Raw genomic sequence first — 19,953 nt, 5'->3', positions numbered from 1 at the left:
CGCTCAACGGGATGTGGTCGCTGTCCGTCGGCCGACGGCGGCGAGTCCGCTGAACCGCTCCGGGTGTTCGTCTACGTCGTCGAGCGACGCGGGCCTCCAGAGCGGCAGGAACACCACGCCGGGCTCGACCACGTCGAAACCCTCGAACAGATCGATGACCTGTGCCTTGGAGCGCATGGTCATCGGGGTCGGGGTGCGGCGGTAGAGGTCCTGGTGCGAGTCGGCCTGGTGCGGCTGACCGTCCTGACTGGCGTGTGAGAGGACCAGGAAACCGCCGGGCGCCATCACCTCGCGGTATCCGGCGACGATGGCCGCCGGGTCGTCGTCGTCGGACACGAAGTGCAGCACCGCGACCATCATCACCGCGATCGGCTCGTCGAAGTCCAGCAGCGAGCGGACTTCCGGGTTGCCCAGGACCTCGTCCGGCTTGCGCAGATCGGCCTGCACGGCGGCGGTCCGCTCGTTCCCGTCGAGGATGGTGCGGCTGTACGCGACGGCGATCGGATCGTTGTCCACGTACACGACCCGGGCTTCGGGCGCCGCGGCCTGGGCGACCTCGTGCACGTTGCCCGCTGTCGGGATGCCCGAGCCGAGGTCGAGGAACTGACGGATGCCGGCGTCGACGCAGAACTGCACGGCGCGGCGCAGGAACGCCCGGTTCGCCTGCATGATCAACGGCAGGTCGGGCCACATTCCCATCGCCCGCTCGGCCATCTCCCGGTCCACCGCGAAGTTGTGCGCGCCGCCCAGGTAGTAGTCGTACACCCTGGCCGCGCTGGGCCGAGTGAGATCGACCTCGCCCGACCGCACAGCCGAGTCGTCCGCCATACATCCCCCATCCGATCGACGCGTGTGAGCGCTTCCTCGCGGTTGCCCCACCGGACAACTCCAAGGCCGCGGTGACGGTTCGACGTTAGCCCAGCCGGCTCACCACACCCGGCTCAGGCGCCTTCCCCGAGAGGGCGGTGTCGAAACGACATCGATAATGATTACCATGTTCTCTAGTTTCGGCCGCACGGCTCGCGACCGAGGAGGAGGACTGGTGGGTCACCTGTTGATGATCGAGAGCTGGGTCGGTGCCATGAGCTCGTTGCTGCCCAGGGCGGTCAACGAGTCGGGGCATCGCTTCACCTTCCTGACCCGCGATCTGCACCACTACCTGCGCGCGGCCCCCTCGCACCCACACCCGTTGCTGGCCGCGGACAACGTGCTGACGGCGGAGACCAACGACGTGCCCGCCCTGCTCGACCACGTCGAACAGCTGCACGCGGTCCTGCGCTTCGACGGCGTGATCTCCTCCTGCGACTACTACCTCCCGACCGTCGCACGGGTCGCCGCGCACCTGGGCCTGCCAGGTCCTGATCCACTCGCCGTCGAACGGGCGTGCCGCAAGGACCTCACCCGCACCGCCCTGCGCGAGGCGGGTGTGCCCGGCCCCCGCTTCGCCCTCGCCGACGACTGGCCCGCGCTGGCCAAGGCCGCCGCGGAGCTGGGGTATCCGCTGGTGGTCAAGCCGGTCGACCTGTGCGCCGGGATGCACGTGCGCAAGGTGGCCGGCGAGTCGCAGCTGCGCGAGGCGTTCGCCGCGATGGAGGCGTTCCCGGTCAACGCCCGCAACCAGCCCAGGGTGCGGACCGTGCTGGTGGAGGAGCTGCTGACCGGGCCTGAGGTGAGCGTCGAAACCGTCACGGTCGACGGGACGACGCACGTCGTCGGCGTCACCGACAAGAGCATCGCGGGCGACCCGTGGTTCGTGGAGAGCGGGCACATGTTCCCCGCCGACCTGCCCACCGCCGAGGCCGAGGCGGTCGCCATCGCCGCGATCGAGGCCTTGGGCCTGGATCGCGGCGTCGCGCACACGGAGGTCAAGCTGACCCCCGACGGCCCGAAGCTCGTCGAGGTCAACCCGCGCCCGGCCGGCAACCAGATCACCGAGCTCGTCCGTCGCGTCACCGGCATCGACCTCCCTGCCGCCTACGCACAGCTGGCCGTGGGCGAACGGCCGGAGCTGCGCCCGGCGGACACCGGTGTGCGCAGCGCCGCGATCTCCTTCGTGCTGCCTCAACGCTCCGGGCTGGTCGCCGCTGTCCACGGCGCCGACACGCTCGCCACCGCGCCCGGTGTGGTGGATTGGGCGATCAAGCAGCCCGGCCACCGGGCGGGCGACCCGACCAGCAACAACAGCTACCTCGGCCACGTCGTCGTGACCGACCCGACCGGTCTCGGCGCACGTGCGCGGGCCGAGCAGGTCGTGAGCGGTCTGTCCGTCGACTACGCCGAGGTGCCCGCGTGACGCTCACCGACCTCGTCGAGCTCGTCCGGGGCGGCGGGCTGGGTGCCGATCCGGCGACGTGCACCGTGTCCGTCGGGTTCACCACCAGGCAGGGCGCCCGGCACGCCACGCGCGGGCAGTCGTACCGCAACACCGTGGTCAGCCTGCGCGTGGAGGAGGCGATCGGCTCCTGCGCGGTGGAGGACATCGCCGACGACGAGGTGCACGCCTGCGTCGGCGCGACGGTGCAAGACCTGCTTGGCCACCCGAACCCGGCCATCCGCACCGCCGCGCTCGACGCCTATCTGGCGCACGTCCGCCCGCACCACCTGGCCGCCACGAAGTCGCTCACGATCGGTCCCGGCGGTTCCCTGGCCAAGTCCATGGCACGGGCGGAGGCCGTCGTCGACCTGCTTGACCCCGCACCGGGTGACCGGGTGCTGGTGGTCGGGGTGGTCAACTCGCTGCTGCACCACCTGCGAGAGCGAGGCGCGACGTACGTGCCGTGCGATCTCAAGGGCGGTCACACCGAGTGGGACGAACCGATCGCCACGGACGCGGAGAGCGCGCTCGACGGGTGTGATCTCGTGCTGGCCTCGGGGATGACGGTCGGCAACGGCACGTTCGAACCGCTGCTGCGCCGCGCCGCCGACGTGGGCAAGCCGGTGGTCCTGTTCGCGCAGACGGCCAGCGCGATCCTGCCGTGGTTCATCGGCGACGGAGTACGCGCCGTGTCAGCCGAGCCGTACCCGTTCTTCTGGCTCGACGGTGGTCCCACCACGATCCACCACTACACGGAGCGCCCGTCGTGACGGTCCCCCGCCAGAACCGGCACCTGCTCGGTCTTCTCGGACAGAGCCCGGTCGCCCGCATCGACACACCACTGCCGCACCGGCACGGCGGGTTCTGGGCCAAGCTGGAATGTCTGAGCGCCGGCGGCATGAAAGCGCGCGGTGCCGTGTCCATGCTGCGCGCCGCTCGTGAACGCGGTGAGCTGCGCCCCGGCGCGGTGGTGGTGGAGTCGACCAGCGGCACGCTCGGTCTCGGCCTCGCGTTCGCCTGTCAGGCGTTCGGCCACCAAGTGGTCCTCGTCGTGGACAGCGAGCTGGAGCCGTCGATGCGCGCCCTGTTGCGCGCGCACGGGGCCCGGCTGGAGGTGGTCGACCGGCCACACCCGGTCGGCGGATGGCAGCAGGCGCGATTGGACCGGCTCCAAGCCGTGCTGCGTGAGTACCCCGACGTGTACTGGCCCGACCAGTACAACAACCCGGACAACCCCAGCGGGTACGCGGAGCTGGCCAGGGAACTGGTGGAGCAACTCGATCCCGTCGACGTGCTGGTGTGCAGCGTGGGCACCGGCGGGCACAGCGCGGGCGTCGTCCGGGAACTGCGCCGGTACTGGCCCGGTGTGCGGTTGATCGGTGTGGACGCCACCGGCTCCACGATCTTCGGGCAGCCCGCGCGGGCCAGGGTGATGCGCGGGCTGGGCAGCAGCATCCACCCCCGCAACGTCGCCTACGCCGAGTTCGACGAGGTGCACTGGCTGGGCCCGGTCGAGGTGGTGGACGCCTGCCGCAGGCTCGCTCGCGACGCCTTCGTCACGGGCGGCTGGAGCAGCGGCGCCGTCGCGCTGGTCGCCGCCTGGGCGGCCAGAGTCGAGCCCGGCGCAGTGGTCGCGACCGTCTTCCCCGACGGCCCGCACCGCTACCTTGGCACGATCTTCGACGACGACTTCTGCCACGCCCGAGGTCTGCTCGGCCGAGCAGCCGACCGGCCGGTGGAGATCGGCGACCCGCACAGCGTGGAGGCGACAGGCTGGACGCGGTCCCGCTCGGTCGTCGCACCACGGGCGGCGGTGCTCGCATGAACATCGACTGGGAGGTCTACGGCCTCGAACTGGACACACCGCTGCGCATCTCCAGGTCGGTCATGTCCCGCCGGGACGCCGTGCGAGTCCTCGTGACGCACGACGGTTTACAAGGCCACGGCGAAGTGGTGACCAGCACCTACTACCGGCTCGACGTGGAGGCGATCACGTCGCAGTTGAACCGGTTGCGGCCGGTTCTCACGGGCGCCGGCTCACCGGAGACCGCGCTCGACGCCCTGCACGCGGACGCCACCGTCCCGGAGGGAGTGCGGGCGGCCGTCGACGCCGCACTGCACGACCTGCTGGGCCTGCGTCATGGCGTGCCGGTGCACGCCCTCACCGGCATCCTGCACTGGCACGACACCCCTACCGCCTACACGATCGGCATCACGACACCCGAGGACGCGGCAGCCAGGGCCGCCGCGCTGACCGGACGCGGGTTCTCCGTGCTCAAGGTCAAGGCCGGGGCAGATCCGGAACGGGACGTCGCCGCGGTGGCCGCGGTCCGGGCCGCCGCTCCGGACGCCCGGCTGGTGCTGGACCCCAACGGCGGCTGGAGTCCGGACGACGCGGTGCGGGTGGTGGAACGGATCACCGCCGCCGGTGTCGTGCTCGACGCGGTGGAGCAGCCGATCCCGCCCGGCGACCCGGACGCGCTGGCGTGGGTCCGCGAGCGCTGCCCGGCACCACTGGTCGCCGACGAGGACGCCGCCACGGTCGCCGACGTGCGCAAGCTGGCGGGCGCGGTGGACGGCGTCAACATCAAGCTCGCCAAGTGCGGAGGTCTGCGGCCGGCGCTGGAGATCGTCTCGGCCGCCCGCGACGGCGGACTGGACGTGATGCTCGGCTGTCTGGTGGCCAGTTCGCTCGGCATCGCGCCCGCGGTCCACCTCGCCGGGCACGCCCGGTGGGTCGACCTGGACGGACACCTGCTGCTGGCCGACGACCCGTGGTCGGGAATCGGTGGCGAGGACGGCACCCTGCGGCTGTCCGGGGTGCCGGGCCTGGGTGTGGTGCGGCGCTTGACAGCACCCCTGCGGTCTCCCGGCGTGCCAAGTCCGGGCGTGGTGCCGCGATGACGACACCCCTGCAGCTGTCCGGCCTGCCAGCGTCTGGGTGTGGCGGGGCAGTGACGGCACCCCTGCGGTCTCCCGGCGTGCCAAGTCCGGGCGTGGTGCCGCGATGACCAGGTTCGCGCTGCCGGTGCGGCTGCTGCTGGTCAACCAGTTCGCCGTGAACACCGGCTTCTACCTGCTCATCCCCTACCTCGTCGTGCACCTGGGCGGCCTGGGCATGTCCGCCGCGGTGATCGGTGTGGTGCTCGGCGTGCGGACGTTGAGCCAGCAGGGCCTGTACCTGCTGGGCGGCACCGCGTCGGACCGGTTGGGGCCGCGGACTGTCATCCTCGCCGGCTGTGCACTGCGCGCGCTGGGGTTCGGGCTGTTCGCGATCGGTGACTCGCTCGCGGTGGTGCTGGCCGCGTCGGTGCTCAGCGGGCTCGCGGGTGCGCTGTTCAACCCGGCGGTGCGGGCGTACATCGCGTTGGAGGCGGGCGAGGCGCGGACCGAGGCCTTCGCCCGGTTCAACGTCTACGCCCAGGCGGGCGCGTTGTTCGGGCCGGTGCTCGGCAGTGTGTTGCTGCTGTGGGACTTCCGGATCGCCGCGGTGGTGGCGGCCGGGATCTTCGCGGTGCTGACCGTCGCCCAGGCCGTCGTGCTGCCCGCGCGGCCGGCCACCCGCCGGGGCGGGTCGGTGCTGGGCGACTGGCGCGAGTGCCTGGCGAACCGCCGGTTCGTGGCGTTCACCTGCGTGCTGAGCGGGATGTTCGTGCTGCAGAACCAGCTCTACCTGTTGCTGCCCATCCAGGCGCGGGAAGCCACCGGATCGGCGGGTGTCGTCGCCGCGCTGTTCATCGTGTCCACGGTCGCCACGCTGCTGTTCCAGGTCCGCATCACCCGCCTGCTGTCGAACCGGGCTCGAGGGCCGGTGATCGCGGCCGGCCTCGCCGTCATGGGCGCGGGCTTCGCCGTCCCCGCGTTGTGGTCCGGGCTCGTACCGGTGCTGGTGGCCACGCTCGCGCTGGCCGTCGGCGTGATGATCGCGAACCCCCTCGTCTACGACCTGATCCCCTCCTTCGGACCGGAAAGCCTGGCGGGCACCCAGTTCGGCGTGTTCTACCTCGGGTCCGGACTGGCCGCAGCCCTGGGCAACACCGCGATCGGGTGGGTGAGCGGATTCGGTGACCGGCTCGCGTCCCTGCTGTGCGTGGCGATCGGGCTCACCAGCGCCGCTGGCGTGGCCCTGTTGCACCGCCGTGGCGCGCTGACGCCGTCACAACCGGAGGTCGTCCGATGAACCTGCTGACCGACAACCCCGAGCTGTACGAGCACCAGTTCCCGGATCCCGGGCACGTCGCGGCCCGGTTCGTGCACGACGTGGTGACCCGGTTCGGCGGCGGACGGGACCTGCTGGACATCGGCTGCGGCACCGGCCGGGACGCAGGTTGGTTGTCCCGCAACGGTTATCGCGTCGCCGGGGTGGACAGTTCGGAGAACATGCTCGCGTACGTGCGCGCGCACCACCCGGCGGTCGACGTGACGTTGGGCGACATGCGCTCGTTCGACCTGGGCCGCCGTTTCGACGTCGTCACCTGCCTCGACAGCGCGATGTTGTACTGCCACACCAACTCCGACCTCGACGCCTTCCTGGGCCGCTGTCGCGCGCACCTGTCGCCCGGCGGTCTGTTCGTCGCGGAGATGCGCAACGGCGCGTTCTTCCTCGGCAACACCGAACTTCTGGACGGTGTACGCACGCGTTCCGTGATGTGGCGGGGCACGGAGTACACGTCGCACACCGAGCTGTGGATCGACCACGCCGCCCAGTTGTTGCGCCGCCGGCGCGCGTGGGAATGGGCCGGGCGCGCCGAACCGCTCGTGCAGCGGTCGGCCTGGCGGTTGCTGTTCCCCCAAGAGCTGCGCCACCTGCTCGGCCTCGCCGGGTTCGACGTCCTGGCCCTGTTCGACGCGCCCGGCCCGCGCACCGACCAGCCCTGGTCCGCCGACGCCCCGCTGAGCGGCGCGCTGTCCGGCGACCGCCTCCACGTCGTGGCCCGCCTCCGCCGAAGCGGGTGCCAGTGAAAGGAACCAGCATGTCCCTGAACCGCCGCGGTTTCCTCGGCCTCACCTCCGGTCTGGCGGTCGTCACCCTCGCCGGGTGCGGCAGCAACGCCACGTCGGCCTCCTCCACGCCGCGCACCGGTGGCAGGCTCCGTGCCGCGTTCGCCGGTGGTGGCGCCAAGGAAGTCCTCGACCCGCACCTGGCCAACCTGTTCGTGGAAGCCGCGCGGTCCAAGGCGATGTTCGACAAGCTCGCGGACCTCGGCGGCGACGTGTCGCCGCAGCCGCGCCTGGCGGAGAAGTGGGAGCCGAACGCCGACCTGACCCGCTGGCGAATCACCTTGCGCGAAGCGGTGTTCCACGACGGCAGACCGGTGCGCGCCCAGGACGTGCTCGCGAGCTACGCGCGCATCCTCGACCCGAACCGCGCCTTCCGGGCCAAGTCAAGCCTCGCGCTGATCGACCTGCCGAACAGCCGGGCCGTGGACGACCGCACCGTGGAGTTCGCGCTGAAGCGGCCCTTCGCCGAGTTCCCCAACGCCCTTGCGGCGTTCGGCGCGTACATCGTTCCTGAGGGCGCCGAGGACTTCACCAAGCCGATCGGGTCGGGCGCGTTCAGCTTCGTGTCGTTCGAGCCGGGCAGGTCCGTGCTGCTGAAGCGCAACCCCGCGTACTGGGAGGGAGCGCCGCTGCTGGACGAGCTGGAGTTCGTGATCGCCAACGAGGAGTCGGCGCGCACCAACGCCTTGCTGGGCGGACAGGTCGAGTACGCGCACGACCTGACCCCGACCACCGCGCGCAGTCACGCTTCCGGCGACCGGATGACGATCCACCGCTCCCCCAACAGCGCCGTGCAGGCGTTCGCCATGAAGGTGGACCGGCCGCCGTTCGACAACCGCGACCTGCGGGAGGCGCTGTTCCTGCTCGCCGACCGGCCGCAGCTCGTGGAGTCGGTGCTCGCGGGCAGCGGCCAGGTCGGCAACGACCTGTTCGGCAAGGGCTACCAGCACTACGCCGACCTCCCGCAGCGGCAGCGAGACCTGGACAGGGCGAAGTTCCTGATCCGCAAAGCGGGTGCCGAGGGCCTGGTGGTCAAGCTCGACACCTCCACGGCCGCAGCCGGCATGGTGGAGGCCGCCACCGTGTTCGCCGACCAGGCGAAGGGATCCGGGCTGACCATCGAAGTCGTGCAGGGCAACAAGGACAGCTACTGGGCCGACACGCTCAAGAACGGCTCGCTGTCGAGCTTCCGCTCCGGTGCCATGCCCATCGAGACCCACGTCGCCCAGCGCCTGCTCAGCGGATCGGGCACCAACGTGACCAAGTGGGCCCGGCCGGAGTTCGACGCGCTGTACGAGAAGGCGGTGTCCACTTCGGACGCAACCGCGCGCACCCGGGCGTACCAAGAGATGCAGCGCGTGCTGCACACCGAGGGCGGCTACCTGATGTGGGGCTTCGCCGACTGGATCGTGGGCGCCAAGCCGAACGTCGGCGGGATCTCCACCGCGCCGGCCAACACGCTGGACTGGGCGCGGTTCGACAAGGTGTGGCTGGGGTGAGTCTCGCGTCCTACGCGGCCCGACGTGCCACGCTCGGGCTGATGCAGGTGCTCGCCGTGGTCACCCTCGTGTTCTTCCTGGTGGAAGCTCTGCCGGGAGACGCGGCGGTGGCTCTGGCCGGCGACAGTCCCGACCCCGCGCGGATCGCCCAGATCCGCGCGGCGATGGGCCTGGACCGGCCCGCGCTCGAGCGGTTCGCCGACTGGCTGACCGGGTTGCCCCGGCTGGACTTCGGTGAGTCCCTGGTCTCGGGACGACCGGTCGCCCAGTTCCTGTCCGCCGGGATCGGCCCGACCGTCGTGCTGGCGGTGCTGACTCTCCTGCTGTTGCTGCCGATTTCAGTGCTGGTCGGTGTGCTGGCCGCGCTGCGCGAGGGCAGCCTGCTGGACCGGGCGCTGACGTCGGTCAGCGTGGCGCTGCACTCGATTCCCGAGTTCGCGCTGGCCGTGGTGCTGATCGCGGTGTTCGGCGTGCAGCTGGGATGGCTGCCGCCGACCGCGGTCGGCGCGGACGTGCTCGCCGAGCCCGCCGTGCTGGTGCTGCCGTTGGTGGTGCTGCTGGCGCGGCCGATCTGTTCGATCAGCCGTCTGGTGCGCGCGGGCATGGTGGACGCGCTGGCATCGGACTACGTACGTCACGCCCGGCGCCTCGGGATCGGCGAGACGTGGGTCCGGTTCGCCCACGCCCTGCCCAACGCACTGGCGCCGGCGGTGCAACAGGTCGCGCGCACCACGGACTGGTTGCTGGGCGGGGTGATCGTCGTCGAAGCGGTGTTCGTGATCCCCGGTCTCGGGACCGTGCTGGTGGACGCCGTGGCCGCCCGCGACCTGCCGGTGGTGCAGGGCCTGGCGGTGGTCTTCGCGGTCACCACGGTGGCGGTGAACCTGCTGGCTGACCTGGTGGGGTTCCGCCTGGCACCACGCGCCGAGGTGGTCGTGTGAAGCGGGTGGGCATCGGCGGGCTGCTGATCGTGGTACCGCTGGCGTTGGCACTGCTGGGACCGTTGTTCGTGCCGGAGGAACTGACCCGCAGCGCCCCGTTCATGCCGCTGGGTCTGCTGGGCACGGACTTCGTGGGCCGCGACACCTGGCATCAGGTGCTCGCCGGCGGCCAGACGGTCGTGCTGGTGGCGTTGCTCGCCACCGCTTTGTCCTATGTGGTCGGTGTGCCCTACGGAGTGGTCGCCGCGACCGCTCGGCTGCGGCTGGTCGACGAGGTGCTGATGAGGCCGCTCGACGTGCTGCTGGCGGTGCCGTCGTTGCTGGTGCTGATCCTCGTGGCCGCCATCACCGGACAGGGGCTCGTGGTGCTCGTCGGCATCGTCACCCTCGTCAACTTCCCCGACGTCGCCCGCCTTTCTCGCGCGACGGCCCTGGAGATCGCCGGACGGCCGGCGTTGGAGGCGATGCGAATGCAGGGCGAGTCGTGGTGGCAGACCTCGATCGTCTACACCGGACGGTCGATGCTGCGCACGCTGGCCGCGGACCTGGGCGTCCGGCTCACCGCCGCGCTGTACCTGGTGGCATCGGCCAGTTTCCTCGGCGTCGGCGTGCCGCCGGACGCGGCGGACTGGGCCGTGATGGTGGACCGCAACCGCGGCGGGTTGTTCCTGCAACCGTGGGCCGTGGTCGTGCCCGCGCTGCTGATCATCTCCCTGTCCATCGGGTTGAACCTGGTGTTCGACCGCGCGCTGCGGAAGGTTCGGACATGACGCCGGTCGTGCACGTGGAGGACCTGCGCGCCGAAGCGGGCGGGCACGTGCTGCTCGACGGTGTCAGCTTCGCCCTGTCCGCGGGCCGGGTCCTGGCGCTGGTCGGCGCTTCGGGCAGCGGCAAGACCACCACCGGCCTGGCCCTGCTCGGCGAACACTCCCCCGGTGTGTCGGTCAGCGGACACGTCGAGGTGCACGGACGCGTCGGATTCGTGCCTCAGCAACCGGCGTCGGCGCTCAACCCGGTGCGACGGCTGGATGCCGTGTTCCGCGAGATCGCCGCGTTGCACGACGGCGATGCCGACGAACTGGTGGCCACGGCCTTGCACCGGGCACGAGTCCCAGCCCACCTGCTGCGCCGCTACCCGCACCAGCTGTCCGGCGGCCAGCAGCAACGGGTCGTGCTCGCCCAGGCACTGGTCGGCGACCCGGCGGTGCTGGTCGCCGACGAACCCACCACCGGGCAGGACGCCCTGACGCGCGCCGAGGTCGTTGACGAACTCGCCGCCGTCGTCGCGCACGGCGTGGCGCTGGTGTTGCTGACCCACGACGTGGAGGTCGTGCGGGCACTCGCCGACGAGATCGTGGTGCTGCGCGCAGGACGCGTCGTCGAAGCCGGGCCTGCTCGTGAGCTGTTGACCAATCCCCGCGAGGACTACACCCGCGCGCTGCTCGACGCCGTGCCGCTGGTTTCTCCCGAGATCCCCGAGCGGGCGCCACGCCTGCGGGTTCGCGGCCTCACCGCCCGATACCGCAACACAACCGTCCTGCACGACGTGGATCTGGACGTCGGAGAACGCCTGGCGGTCGTCGGCCGCTCCGGCAGCGGCAAGACCACCCTCGGACGTTGTCTGGCAGGTCTGCACCAGCAGGCCACCGGCGAGGTGCTGCTGCACGACCGGCCGCTCGCGCGATCGCTGCGCCGACGGCCGCGGGCAGCGCTGGCCGCCGTGCAGTACGTGTTCCAGGACGCGCGGGGGTCGTTCGACGAGCACCGTCCGGTGCTGGACCAGGTCGCCCGGACAGCGGTGCGGCTGCGCGGTGTGCGTCCAGCCGAAGCACGTGCGTCGGCGCTCGCAGCCTTGGCCCGCGTCGGCCTTGACCCCGACACGGTGCTGCGCCTGCCACGTGGCCTGTCCGGCGGCGAACTCCAGCGAGCCGCCCTCGTGCGCGCCCTGCTCGCCGAACCGGAGGTGCTCGTGTGCGACGAGATCACCTCGGGCCTGGACGCGGTGACCCGCGCCGGGCTGCTCGACCTGCTCGCGAGCGTGCCGTGCGCGCTCGTGCTGATCAGCCACGACCTCGACGTCGTGGCCCGGCTGGCCGACCGGGTAGCCGTGCTCCACGAAGGACGCGTCGTCGTGCACGGTCCGGTCGCGACCACTTTGGACGGCGCGAAAGAGAGGATGAAGTGAACAAGCACCACTCCTACCCAGCAGGATCCTATGAGGTGCGGTTGGCGACTCACGCCGACCTGCCAGGTGCCCGCAGCGTCATGCTGGACACCTTCTACCGCGAGTTCGGCCACGGCTACCGCCCCCAGTGGCACACCGACGTGATCGACCTGGCCGGCGTCTACCTGGAAACCCCCAGGCACGCACTGTTCGTCGCGGTCGACGGGGACGAGGTCGTGGGCACCACCGCAGTGCGGGCGCAGGGACCCGCCAGCCCGCCTCACCCGGCCTGGATCGCCGAGCGGTACTCCGGTGACACGACGGCGCAGCTGTTCCGGGTGTACGTCCGGGCGGAACACCGGCGCCGCGGTTTGGCGCGCGCGCTGGTCGACGCCGCAGTCAGGTTCATCGCCGAAACCCCTGGCTACGAACAGATCTACCTGCACACCGACACCCGCGTGGCCGGCGCCGAAGGGTTCTGGCGCTCGGTCGCGGTCGAGGTGTGCGACGCCCGCGACGGCGATCCCGACCGCAACCAGACCGTGCACTTCGAGATCCCCGTCCCGGCCCTCGCCGGCCTGGTCGAGCCGAGATGATGTGATGCGGTTACCCGCACCTGGGCCGGCGGGCGGCTGGAACCCGCCGGCCCGAGTGCGCTCCCGGTCGTCTGCCAGGGAGTCCCGGATGGGACTGGACCTGCCACGCGGCGACGTGCAGTGCCTCGGACGCCCGATGCCGAGCACAACCAGCGGTGGTACCGCCGCTGCTCGACTAGCGCGGCCAGCGGTCGTGGTGATCGTCGATGCGGAACTCGTGCGCGTGCCGCCACGCGCCGCCCGCGAGTACCGCGTCGTGCAGATGGTCGTGATCGGGATCGAGGTCGCGATGCACGTGCGCCACCACCTCCGGGTCATGCGTCGGCCACGAGCGCCAGGCCACCAGGGCCGCAACCGCCGTCACACCACCAAGAACGATGAATGCCGTGGTCATGCTCGCGGTGGTGGCCACCCACCCGGCCAGCGGGTAACACAGCAACCAGCAGGCGTGGGACAGTGCGAAATCGGCGGCGAACAGCGCGGGCCGATCGCACGAGTCAGCGGATCGGCGCAGAAGCCGCGCACCCGGCGTCAGCGCGAAGGAACATCCGGCACCGATCAACGCCCACAGCACGAGCAGCGCCGGCCACTGCGTACCGCCGAGCAGCGAGGCGAACGAGGCCCCGGCGAGCAGGAAGACGACCAGTGCCACGGAGGCGCGCAACACCAGTACGCGGTCGGTCACGCGGTCGAGCAACTTGGGCAGCACCAGCGCGGCGGCCAAGGATCCGACGCCGTTGAACGCGAGCGCGACGGCGACGTCAGAGGCACCGCGGCCGAGTACGTCGCGCACGTAGGCGACGGTGTTCACCAGCACCATCGAACCCGCCGCAGCAGCAGCGAGGTGCACGGCCAGCAACCCGCGCAGGCGCGGTGTCGCCAGGTAGATTCGGATTCCGCGAGTCGTTGCCGCATAAAGGCTTTCGTCGCGGTTCACCGGCTTCGGTCGTGGCACCACCGCCGAGACCACGAGTAGTGCGGAGCCGACGAAGCCGATCGCCGTGCCGAGAAACAGGTTGTTGTAGCTCATCAGCACGAGCAACGCCGCGGCCAGCGACGGGCTCAGCAGGCCTTCGAGGTCGTAGGCCATCCGCGAGAGGGTGACTGCCCTCGTGTACTCGCGTTCGTCGGGCAGCACGTCCGGGATCGTGGCCTGGAAAGTCGGCGTGAACGCCGCTGAAGCCGCCTGCAGCAAGAAGATCAGGACGTAGATCTGCCAGATCTCGTCCACCCACGGCAGCGTCACCGCGACCCCGGCACGGACGAGGTCCAACGTCACGAGCACAGCTCGCCGTGGCAACGCCCCGAGCAGCGCCGCGGCGATCGGAGCCACGCTGACGTAGGCGATCATCTTGATCGCCAGCGCGGTACCGAGCACCGCGCCCGCCTCGGCGCCCGCCAGGTCGTAGGCCAGCAGTCCCAGCGCGACGGTCGCGAGACCGGTGCCCGTGAGGGCGACGACGTGTGCGCCGAACAGGTGGCGATACGTCCGATTGCGCAGAACAACGAGCATGTCTGGCACTATATGTGCTCATGTACGCACGCGACGACGTTGCAACAACGCATCACTGGCAACAGCTACCTTCTGGCGGACACGTCGAAACTGCTGTCGACGGGTTCCGGATGCTTGCCGACGCGACGCGTTTCCGCATGTTGTGGCTGCTGTGCGGGGCCGAGTACGACGTGACGACGCTGGCCTCGGAGGTCGGGATCGCGCGGCCAGCGGTCTCGCAACATCTTGCGAAATTGAGACTGACCGGACTGGTGACCGTGCGCCGCGAAGGCCGCCGGATGCTCTACCAGGCTCGCGGAGGACACGTCCGGCGGTTGTTGCTCGAAGCGGTGAATGCCGCCGATCACCACATCACCGGCAAACCGGACCACGACTGACCGGGAGTTGACAGCGGTGGACCAACGATGGCGCACAATCACCCGCATAGTGGCGGCGGTCGTCGTCACGGCGATCGTGCTGACGCTGCTGTACGCGGCGGTGGCGAACTTCTGACGAAGAACCCGATGCTCGACACGCGCCCACTCCTCCCCCGTTTAATTAAAAAGGGAATTTGCACGATGAAATAACATTTTCCATTTCAGCCCGTTAGCGTGAGTGCATGCGACGCACTTTCCGGGGGTATCTGCGCGTTCTCCGCAAACCGGCTTTCCGGCGGTTCTGGCTCGGGATGATGGTGTCGCGGTGCGGCAGCGCGTTCACCGTCGTCGCCCTGTCGTGGCTGGTGCTGGACCTGGCGGGCCCGCGCGAGCTCGGTCTGGTGCTGCTCTGCTCGGGGCTGCCGATTCTGGTGTGCGGTCCGGTCGCGGGACGGTTGCTGGACAGGTTTCCGGTCCGACTGCTGCTGGGATGGGACAACGCGCTCCGCGGCACGCTGATCGCGGTGTTGCCGGTGCTCGATCACTTCGGGCAGCTCCGCGTTGTTCACATCTGCGCGGTCGCGGCGATGAGCGCGGCTTTGGCGGCGGTCAGCGAGGTGGCCGAGGGCGTACTCGTCCCTCGGGTCGTTGAGGACGGTGACCTCGAGCCGGCCAACTCCCTGCTGTCGACCAACTGGGAGCTTGCCTACGTGGTCGGGCCGCCCGCGGCCGGTTTGCTCGTCGGAACGGCAGGGATCAGCACGGCGCTGATGGTCGACGCGGCGAGCTTCGCCGTCATGAGCCGGCTTTCCTTCCGGCTACCGGATCTGCGTGCGCCCGCACGCGAAGAGCGTGGCCGCCCGGCGTTCGTGGTGCTGGCGCGGTATCCGACGGCGATGGTGCTCACGGCATGTGCTGCGGGATTCCTGTTTCTGAGCGGAGCCACCGATCTGCTGTACCCGGTGTATGCGCTCAACGTCCTGCACGACGATGCGTTCGCGTTCGGCGTGCTCCTCGGTGCCGCGGGAGCAGGCGGGTTGTGCGGTGTCCTGTGTGGACTCCCGATGTTTCTCAAGCTTCCCATGCGCGTACGGCTGCCGGTCGTGATCGCCGCTGGGGCGCCGGCGTTGGCGGCTTTGGGCCTCACTGACGCACTTCCGGTCGCGGCAGTGCTCGTCGCGGTTGCGTCGTTCCTGTGGGGCCCGTACTACGCGATCGAACGCTCCCTGTTCCAGCGCAGTGTTCCCGACGACGTGCGCGGCCAGGTCACGGGTGCCCGAGCCGCCGTGTGTGCGTTGGGTTTCCCGCTGGGGAGTGCGGCGGGTGGTGTGTTGTCCTCGGGAGCCGTTTCCGCCGGCGTGATCGCGCTCGCGGTCGCTTACCTCGTGCTGGCGACGCTTCCCCTCGGCCATTTCACGATCAGCCTTCAGCACTCTTCGAACGCGGATCGGTCAGCCACCTGTCGGCGAACTTCTTCAACGACTCCAGGTCGAACTTCTGACAGCTCATCGTGTCGTAGGCGTTGATGGCCTTGATCTGCTCGCCCTGACCCTGCTTGAGCCCGCCCACGACCTTCTGCCCGTCCGGACCGGTGATGAACGTCCGCAACTGCCCCACCTCTGCCTCGGACAGTCCCGAGTACTGCACGACGAGGTAGCCGTCACCCGCGACGTGCCCGAAGTCGGCCTCGGGCGCGGTCTCACCCGGCTCGTAGAAGTCCTTCGGTGGATGGTTGCCCTCGCCCTTGAAGGTCTCCGTGCGCGGCTTGACCGAGCACCCAGCCGCGTAGGCGTCGGCGGGCGGCGCCGGGGCGAACACGCTGAGAACGCTCAGCACGATCGCCGCCACGATCCCGGCCGCCACGAGGCCACCGTTGGCGACCTTCGGTGCCTTGTCCCAGGTGATCAGGCGTGCGAACACCCGGCCGAGCACGACCATGATCACGATTCCGATCAGCTGGCCGATCTCGACGCCGACGTTGAACGCGACGACCCGCACCAGCAGGCCATCATCAGGCAGTCCGAGGTCCTGCAGCCGCGTGGACAGGCCGAGCCCGTGGATCAACCCGAACCCGAACACCGAGGCAGCGAACCAGCCCCACTTCTGCGGCCTGCCGATCCAGCCGACCACGCCGACGAACACCAGGCTCAACGCGATCACCACGTCGACCAGCGTCGCGCTGAGCTTCCACCCGGCCAGCGTGGCGATGATCAGCGTGGTGCTGTGCCCGACCACGAACACCGAGATCAGCTGCGCCGCCCGCTTGAACTCGCCCGCGAGCAGCACGATGCCGGCGATGAACAGCAGGTGGTCCCAGCCGAGCAGCATGTGCTCGATGCCCACCGGGATGAACTCCCAGGCGTTCTTCCCGGCGGCCGACCCGGTGATGCCGTGCGCGAGTGCCTGACCAGGCATTCCCGCCATCGCCATCACCAATGCCAGCGCGCCGACGACTTTCCTGCACACCTCTTACATCAACTCCCAGCGCAAATGGCGCCATTGGTCAGTGGTGATCACCCGGCTAGGTCAAGAACGCGAGCGTGCTTTCGGCAAGTCGCGCTTCGATCTCCTCAGGGTCGGGGGCCGTGCTCTGGCGGAACTTCTGCGAGGCCACCAACGAGATCAGCCACCAGGCAGCGGCTTCGGTGTCGAGATCGGCTCGGAGTTCGCCGTCCGCACAGCCGCGGTCGAGGAGGCCGGTGATCGCGGCGGCGAACCGCTGGACGGCCCGGCGGGTGGCGGCCGCGATCTCCGGTTCATCGTGAATGGTGGAGGCGTCGGCGAAGATCGCCCCCACGGAACCCGCGCTGTGCACGTGCCGCAGGTGCTCGGGGTCCAGCATCATCTTGAGCAGGCCGGCGACCGGGATGTCGGCGGTGGTGACGCGTTCGACCATGCGGCAGATGTGGTCGGCGGCCCGGTCGACCACGGCGGCGAATAAGGTCGCCTTGGTGCCGAAGTTCTGGAACACCACCGGCTCGCTCACGCCGATCTTGCGAGCGACCGCTGACGTCTTGCCGCGCAGGTAGCCGACCTCGGCGAACAGCTCTGTCGCCGCCACGAGGATCGACGCACGGCGCTCCTCGGCGGACATCCGGGTCCGGCGCTCGCGTTGTTCCGTCACGGAAGCATCCTAGACACCTCTACTTAGTCATGACTAAGCTCGCGCCATCGACTACTTAGTCGCCACTAAGTTAGAGGAGGGGCACGATGCACAAGGCCCGCTTGCACGGAAAGTCACCAGAGGACGCTCCCGGCGCGATCCACCACGCACGCGCCTACGAACTGCTTTCCGCATTGGCGTTCACCGGAAGCCGTCGCCGCATCTTCGGCCGTCTAGTCGCACTCGCCGAGGTCACCGCGGACGACGAGGTGCTCGACGTGGGCTGCGGCCCCGGCTACCTCACCTCGCTCGCCGCGCAGGCCGCGCCGGCAGGACGCGCGGTCGGGGTCGACGTGTCCGAGCCGATGATCGAGGAGGCCCGGCGCAAGCGGGCGAGCACGAACTGCTCGTTCATGGTCGGCAAAGCAGAAGCCCTGGACCTGCCAGATGCGACCTTCGACGTCGTGCTGTCCAGCCTGGCGATCCACCACATCCCCGAGGACGCCCGCGCACGAGCGTTCGCGGAGATGTTCCGGGTCCTGAGGCCCGGAGGCCGCGTGCTGATCGCGGACTTCCAGCCACCGCGGGGACATCTGGCCAGGCACCTGGTCGGCGCGACGGCCGGCGAGACGATGCGCGACAACCCGGTCGAGCGGATCGCCCCCATGCTCGGCGACGCCGGCTTCCAGGTCAGCAGAACCGCGCGGGCCAGTTGGTTCCTGCACTGCGTTCGAGCGGACAAGCCGCTGTGAAGGAACGGCTCGCACGCAAGCTCACCATCGTGGCCGTGCTCGCCGGCCTGGTCCTTCACATCGGACTCGGTTACCGCGCAGGCCTCGTGGTCGCCGGAATCGCCCTTGCGGCGCACCTGCTCATAGGTGTGGTGGTCCGCCGGGCGTGGCGGCGCCGCACCCCGACCTGACACACGACAACAACGTGATGGACGTCCACGACCGCCACCGCCGCCCTCTCGGCGGCGTGGCGGACCTGCTCACCGAACCCTACGCCGAAGGCCGGCCACGAGTCTTCCGAGTGCCCGTCACGCCACGCTGACGAGGACGGCTGCTGATCGAGCGACTCTCCCGCCTGCTGCACCAAGGCGCCCGCGAGGTGGACTGGGACGACATCGACTGGTCGCCACGGGCGGACTGGGGCACGGGCGTTACGTTCGCCGCTCCGCCGACGACCTAGGGGTGGAACCTCGAAGAGGAAGGTCGGCCTCATGACCCGGACCGGTGCGGAAGTGCGTGGGCTCGGTGACGAGATCTCCCCGCTGGTCGGCGAGGTCGAGGAGATCGCGGCACACGCCGACCCCGTCGTCCGCAACCTGCGGATCACCCACTGCTACCACCGGTTGTCACGAGTGCTGGCCGCCCGCACCGGCGGTGGCGCGAACTGGTGCACCTTCGCCGTGTGGGCGTCCAAGCAGGTGGGTCAGACGATCCGGCAGGAGGACCTGACGCGCGCGGTGGGACACCTGCTGAAGTCCTCGCCCGAGGTGGCGGCCAGCGTCGATCTGGTGTTGCGCGGTCTGCGCCGGGGTGTTCCCCAAGAGGTGCTGGACCACGCCCACGGGGTGGTGCGCCAGGCCGTGGTCACGACCGCGCGGCTCGACGACGTCAGTGCCGCCGCGGCACAGGGCAACCTCAAGGTCTTCGAGGAGATCGCACGCGAGTTCGCCCGCTTCCTCGCGGAGTTCGGCGACGGTGCCACCTCCCAGGACGAGCGGCGGATCCAGGAGTTCCGCGAGGCGCTGCGACCCGGTGAGCCGCCGGAGGGTCAGCGCTACCTGCGGCAGGCCTTCACCCGGTACCACCGGGCCATGACCACTCGCGACCAGAAGCGGCGCGCCGAACTGCTCCTCCTGGCGAACGTCGAGGTCGGTCTGCACGAACAGACGCGGTTGCAACCGGAGATCACCGCCGCGATGCAGGCGCCGGTCATCGACCCGCGCGAACTCGAACGCCGCCTGTTCGACCTCCTCCTGCCAGGCAACCGGGTGGGGAAGTGGCTGCGACTGGCGCTGCTGACCGTGCTCGGCAGACGCACCGCCGTGCGCATCGCCACGGAACACCTGGCGGACCAGGCACGCACGGTGGTCCGCGTCGCGGTGACCCGGCACCTCATGACCCTGGCACTGCCGGGCGGCGAACTGCTCAACCTGGCCGACGACCTGCCGGCGACGTTCCCGCCGCTGCTCGCGGAACTGTCCGACCCGGAACTACTGGCACTGCTGGAGATCGTCGATCCGACACCGGACAGCCTGGCCGGCACGGCCGCGCGGGACTGGGCCGACCTGCCCGACCGGATGCACTACATCACGGACATGTTCCGCTGCCACGCCCTGCGCGACGACCTGCTCGGCGCGCCGTTCACCGCGGAACAGGTCGAAGCGCTGCAAGCCGGACGCCGGCCCAGCGGAGCACTCTGACGGAGCGATCGAGTCACCGGCCGCGACGCCGCACA

The 19,953-nt window shown here is 70.1% G+C and carries 20 protein-coding genes; 16 read left to right on the top strand and 4 right to left on the bottom strand.

Annotation, left to right across the window (positions count from 1 at the left end):
• Positions 1–3: 3 nt before the first annotated feature.
• On the bottom strand, positions 4–828 hold the full coding sequence (locus SK803_RS13795) for an SAM-dependent methyltransferase (protein ID WP_319966362.1): 825 nt from the start codon (positions 826–828) through the stop codon (positions 4–6).
• Between the two features lie 214 nt (positions 829–1,042).
• On the opposite strand from SK803_RS13795, the gene SK803_RS13790 reads away from it, so the two are divergent.
• From SK803_RS13790 to SK803_RS13740, 11 genes are all read left to right on the top strand, one after another.
• The gene (locus tag SK803_RS13790) at positions 1,043–2,293 is read left to right on the top strand and encodes an ATP-grasp domain-containing protein (protein ID WP_319966361.1); all 1,251 of its coding nucleotides are present in this window, start codon (positions 1,043–1,045) and stop codon (positions 2,291–2,293) included.
• Positions 2,290–3,084: a Rossmann-like domain-containing protein gene (locus SK803_RS13785; protein WP_319966360.1), complete on the top strand. Its 795-nt coding sequence runs from the start codon at positions 2,290–2,292 to the stop codon at positions 3,082–3,084. The genes SK803_RS13790 and SK803_RS13785 overlap by 4 nt, the downstream gene beginning before the upstream one ends.
• Positions 3,081–4,139, top strand: a complete 1,059-nt coding sequence (locus SK803_RS13780) for a PLP-dependent cysteine synthase family protein (protein WP_319966359.1) — start codon at positions 3,081–3,083, stop codon at positions 4,137–4,139. The genes SK803_RS13785 and SK803_RS13780 overlap by 4 nt, the downstream gene beginning before the upstream one ends.
• Complete coding sequence (locus tag SK803_RS13775) at positions 4,136–5,218, top strand: dipeptide epimerase (protein WP_319966358.1); 1,083 nt, start codon at positions 4,136–4,138, stop codon at positions 5,216–5,218. The genes SK803_RS13780 and SK803_RS13775 overlap by 4 nt, the downstream gene beginning before the upstream one ends.
• Positions 5,219–5,321: 103 nt before the next feature.
• Complete coding sequence (locus SK803_RS13770) at positions 5,322–6,494, top strand: MFS transporter (RefSeq protein WP_319966357.1); 1,173 nt, start codon at positions 5,322–5,324, stop codon at positions 6,492–6,494.
• Entirely contained in the window at positions 6,491–7,276 is a 786-nt protein-coding gene (locus SK803_RS13765) for a class I SAM-dependent methyltransferase (RefSeq protein WP_319966356.1), read from the top strand. The genes SK803_RS13770 and SK803_RS13765 overlap by 4 nt, the downstream gene beginning before the upstream one ends.
• Before the next feature lie 11 nt (positions 7,277–7,287).
• The gene (locus SK803_RS13760; protein ID WP_319966355.1) at positions 7,288–8,814 is read left to right on the top strand and encodes an ABC transporter substrate-binding protein; all 1,527 of its coding nucleotides are present in this window, start codon (positions 7,288–7,290) and stop codon (positions 8,812–8,814) included.
• Positions 8,811–9,755, top strand: a complete 945-nt coding sequence (locus SK803_RS13755; RefSeq protein ID WP_319966354.1) for an ABC transporter permease — start codon at positions 8,811–8,813, stop codon at positions 9,753–9,755. Before SK803_RS13760 ends, SK803_RS13755 begins: the two co-directional genes overlap by 4 nt.
• Positions 9,752–10,525, top strand: a complete 774-nt coding sequence (locus tag SK803_RS13750) for an ABC transporter permease (RefSeq protein WP_319966353.1) — start codon at positions 9,752–9,754, stop codon at positions 10,523–10,525. The genes SK803_RS13755 and SK803_RS13750 overlap by 4 nt, the downstream gene beginning before the upstream one ends.
• Positions 10,522–11,940: an ABC transporter ATP-binding protein gene (locus SK803_RS13745; protein ID WP_319966352.1), complete on the top strand. Its 1,419-nt coding sequence runs from the start codon at positions 10,522–10,524 to the stop codon at positions 11,938–11,940. Before SK803_RS13750 ends, SK803_RS13745 begins: the two co-directional genes overlap by 4 nt.
• A 35-nt stretch (positions 11,941–11,975) precedes the next feature.
• Entirely contained in the window at positions 11,976–12,515 is a 540-nt protein-coding gene (locus SK803_RS13740) for a GNAT family N-acetyltransferase (RefSeq protein WP_319966351.1), read from the top strand.
• A gap of 175 nt (positions 12,516–12,690) precedes the next feature.
• On the opposite strand, the gene SK803_RS13735 is transcribed toward SK803_RS13740, so the two are convergent.
• Entirely contained in the window at positions 12,691–14,028 is a 1,338-nt protein-coding gene (locus SK803_RS13735; protein ID WP_319966350.1) for an MFS transporter, read from the bottom strand.
• Positions 14,029–14,048: 20 nt separating this feature from the next.
• Between SK803_RS13735 and SK803_RS13730 the strand changes: the two genes are divergently transcribed.
• Both SK803_RS13730 and SK803_RS13725 read left to right on the top strand, forming a co-directional pair.
• On the top strand, positions 14,049–14,405 hold the full coding sequence (locus SK803_RS13730) for an ArsR/SmtB family transcription factor (RefSeq protein ID WP_319966349.1): 357 nt from the start codon (positions 14,049–14,051) through the stop codon (positions 14,403–14,405).
• A gap of 221 nt (positions 14,406–14,626) precedes the next feature.
• Positions 14,627–15,910 (top strand): MFS transporter, encoded by a 1,284-nt coding sequence (locus tag SK803_RS13725; RefSeq protein WP_319966348.1) that lies wholly within the window; start codon positions 14,627–14,629, stop codon positions 15,908–15,910.
• Here the strand turns inward: SK803_RS13725 and SK803_RS13720 are convergent.
• Positions 15,804–16,850: a HupE/UreJ family protein gene (locus SK803_RS13720; RefSeq protein WP_319966347.1), complete on the bottom strand. Its 1,047-nt coding sequence runs from the start codon at positions 16,848–16,850 to the stop codon at positions 15,804–15,806. The two genes, SK803_RS13725 and SK803_RS13720, sit on opposite strands and share 107 nt — an antisense overlap.
• 55 nt (positions 16,851–16,905) lie before the next feature.
• Positions 16,906–17,508, bottom strand: a complete 603-nt coding sequence (locus SK803_RS13715) for a TetR/AcrR family transcriptional regulator (RefSeq protein ID WP_319966346.1) — start codon at positions 17,506–17,508, stop codon at positions 16,906–16,908.
• An 86-nt stretch (positions 17,509–17,594) separates the two neighbouring features.
• Between SK803_RS13715 and SK803_RS13710 the strand changes: the two genes are divergently transcribed.
• The 3 genes from SK803_RS13710 to SK803_RS13700 all read left to right on the top strand — a co-directional run bounded on the left by SK803_RS13710 (position 17,595) and on the right by SK803_RS13700 (position 19,918).
• Positions 17,595–18,239 carry a class I SAM-dependent methyltransferase gene (locus SK803_RS13710; RefSeq protein WP_319966345.1) on the top strand — a complete coding sequence of 215 codons (645 nt, stop codon included), beginning with the start codon at positions 17,595–17,597 and terminating at the stop codon, positions 18,237–18,239.
• Positions 18,236–18,409: a hypothetical protein gene (locus tag SK803_RS13705; RefSeq protein ID WP_319966344.1), complete on the top strand. Its 174-nt coding sequence runs from the start codon at positions 18,236–18,238 to the stop codon at positions 18,407–18,409. The genes SK803_RS13710 and SK803_RS13705 overlap by 4 nt, the downstream gene beginning before the upstream one ends.
• 300 nt (positions 18,410–18,709) lie before the next feature.
• Positions 18,710–19,918, top strand: a complete 1,209-nt coding sequence (locus tag SK803_RS13700; RefSeq protein ID WP_319966343.1) for a hypothetical protein — start codon at positions 18,710–18,712, stop codon at positions 19,916–19,918.
• The last annotated feature ends 35 nt before the right edge of the window (positions 19,919–19,953 follow it).

The sequence above is a fragment of the Lentzea miocenica genome, assembly GCF_033949945.1.
Taxonomy (GTDB): Bacteria; Actinomycetota; Actinomycetes; order Mycobacteriales; family Pseudonocardiaceae; genus Lentzea; species Lentzea miocenica.
This window is presented reverse-complemented; position numbering and strand designations above follow the sequence as displayed.

What these genes read in the sequence shown, in the direction of transcription:
- SK803_RS13795 (WP_319966362.1), bottom strand. Translation starts at nt 828, where the DNA reads ATGGCGGACGACTCGGCTGTGCGGTCGGGCGAGGTCGATCTCACTCGG.
- SK803_RS13775 (WP_319966358.1), top strand. Translation starts at nt 4,136, where the DNA reads ATGAACATCGACTGGGAGGTCTACGGCCTCGAACTGGACACACCGCTG.
- SK803_RS13770 (WP_319966357.1), top strand. Translation starts at nt 5,322, where the DNA reads ATGACCAGGTTCGCGCTGCCGGTGCGGCTGCTGCTGGTCAACCAGTTC.
- SK803_RS13765 (WP_319966356.1), top strand. Translation starts at nt 6,491, where the DNA reads ATGAACCTGCTGACCGACAACCCCGAGCTGTACGAGCACCAGTTCCCG.
- SK803_RS13760 (WP_319966355.1), top strand. Translation starts at nt 7,288, where the DNA reads ATGTCCCTGAACCGCCGCGGTTTCCTCGGCCTCACCTCCGGTCTGGCG.
- SK803_RS13745 (WP_319966352.1), top strand. Translation starts at nt 10,522, where the DNA reads ATGACGCCGGTCGTGCACGTGGAGGACCTGCGCGCCGAAGCGGGCGGG.
- SK803_RS13735 (WP_319966350.1), bottom strand. Translation starts at nt 14,028, where the DNA reads ATGCTCGTTGTTCTGCGCAATCGGACGTATCGCCACCTGTTCGGCGCA.
- SK803_RS13730 (WP_319966349.1), top strand. Translation starts at nt 14,049, where the DNA reads ATGTACGCACGCGACGACGTTGCAACAACGCATCACTGGCAACAGCTA.
- SK803_RS13725 (WP_319966348.1), top strand. Translation starts at nt 14,627, where the DNA reads ATGCGACGCACTTTCCGGGGGTATCTGCGCGTTCTCCGCAAACCGGCT.
- SK803_RS13710 (WP_319966345.1), top strand. Translation starts at nt 17,595, where the DNA reads ATGCACAAGGCCCGCTTGCACGGAAAGTCACCAGAGGACGCTCCCGGC.
- SK803_RS13700 (WP_319966343.1), top strand. Translation starts at nt 18,710, where the DNA reads ATGACCCGGACCGGTGCGGAAGTGCGTGGGCTCGGTGACGAGATCTCC.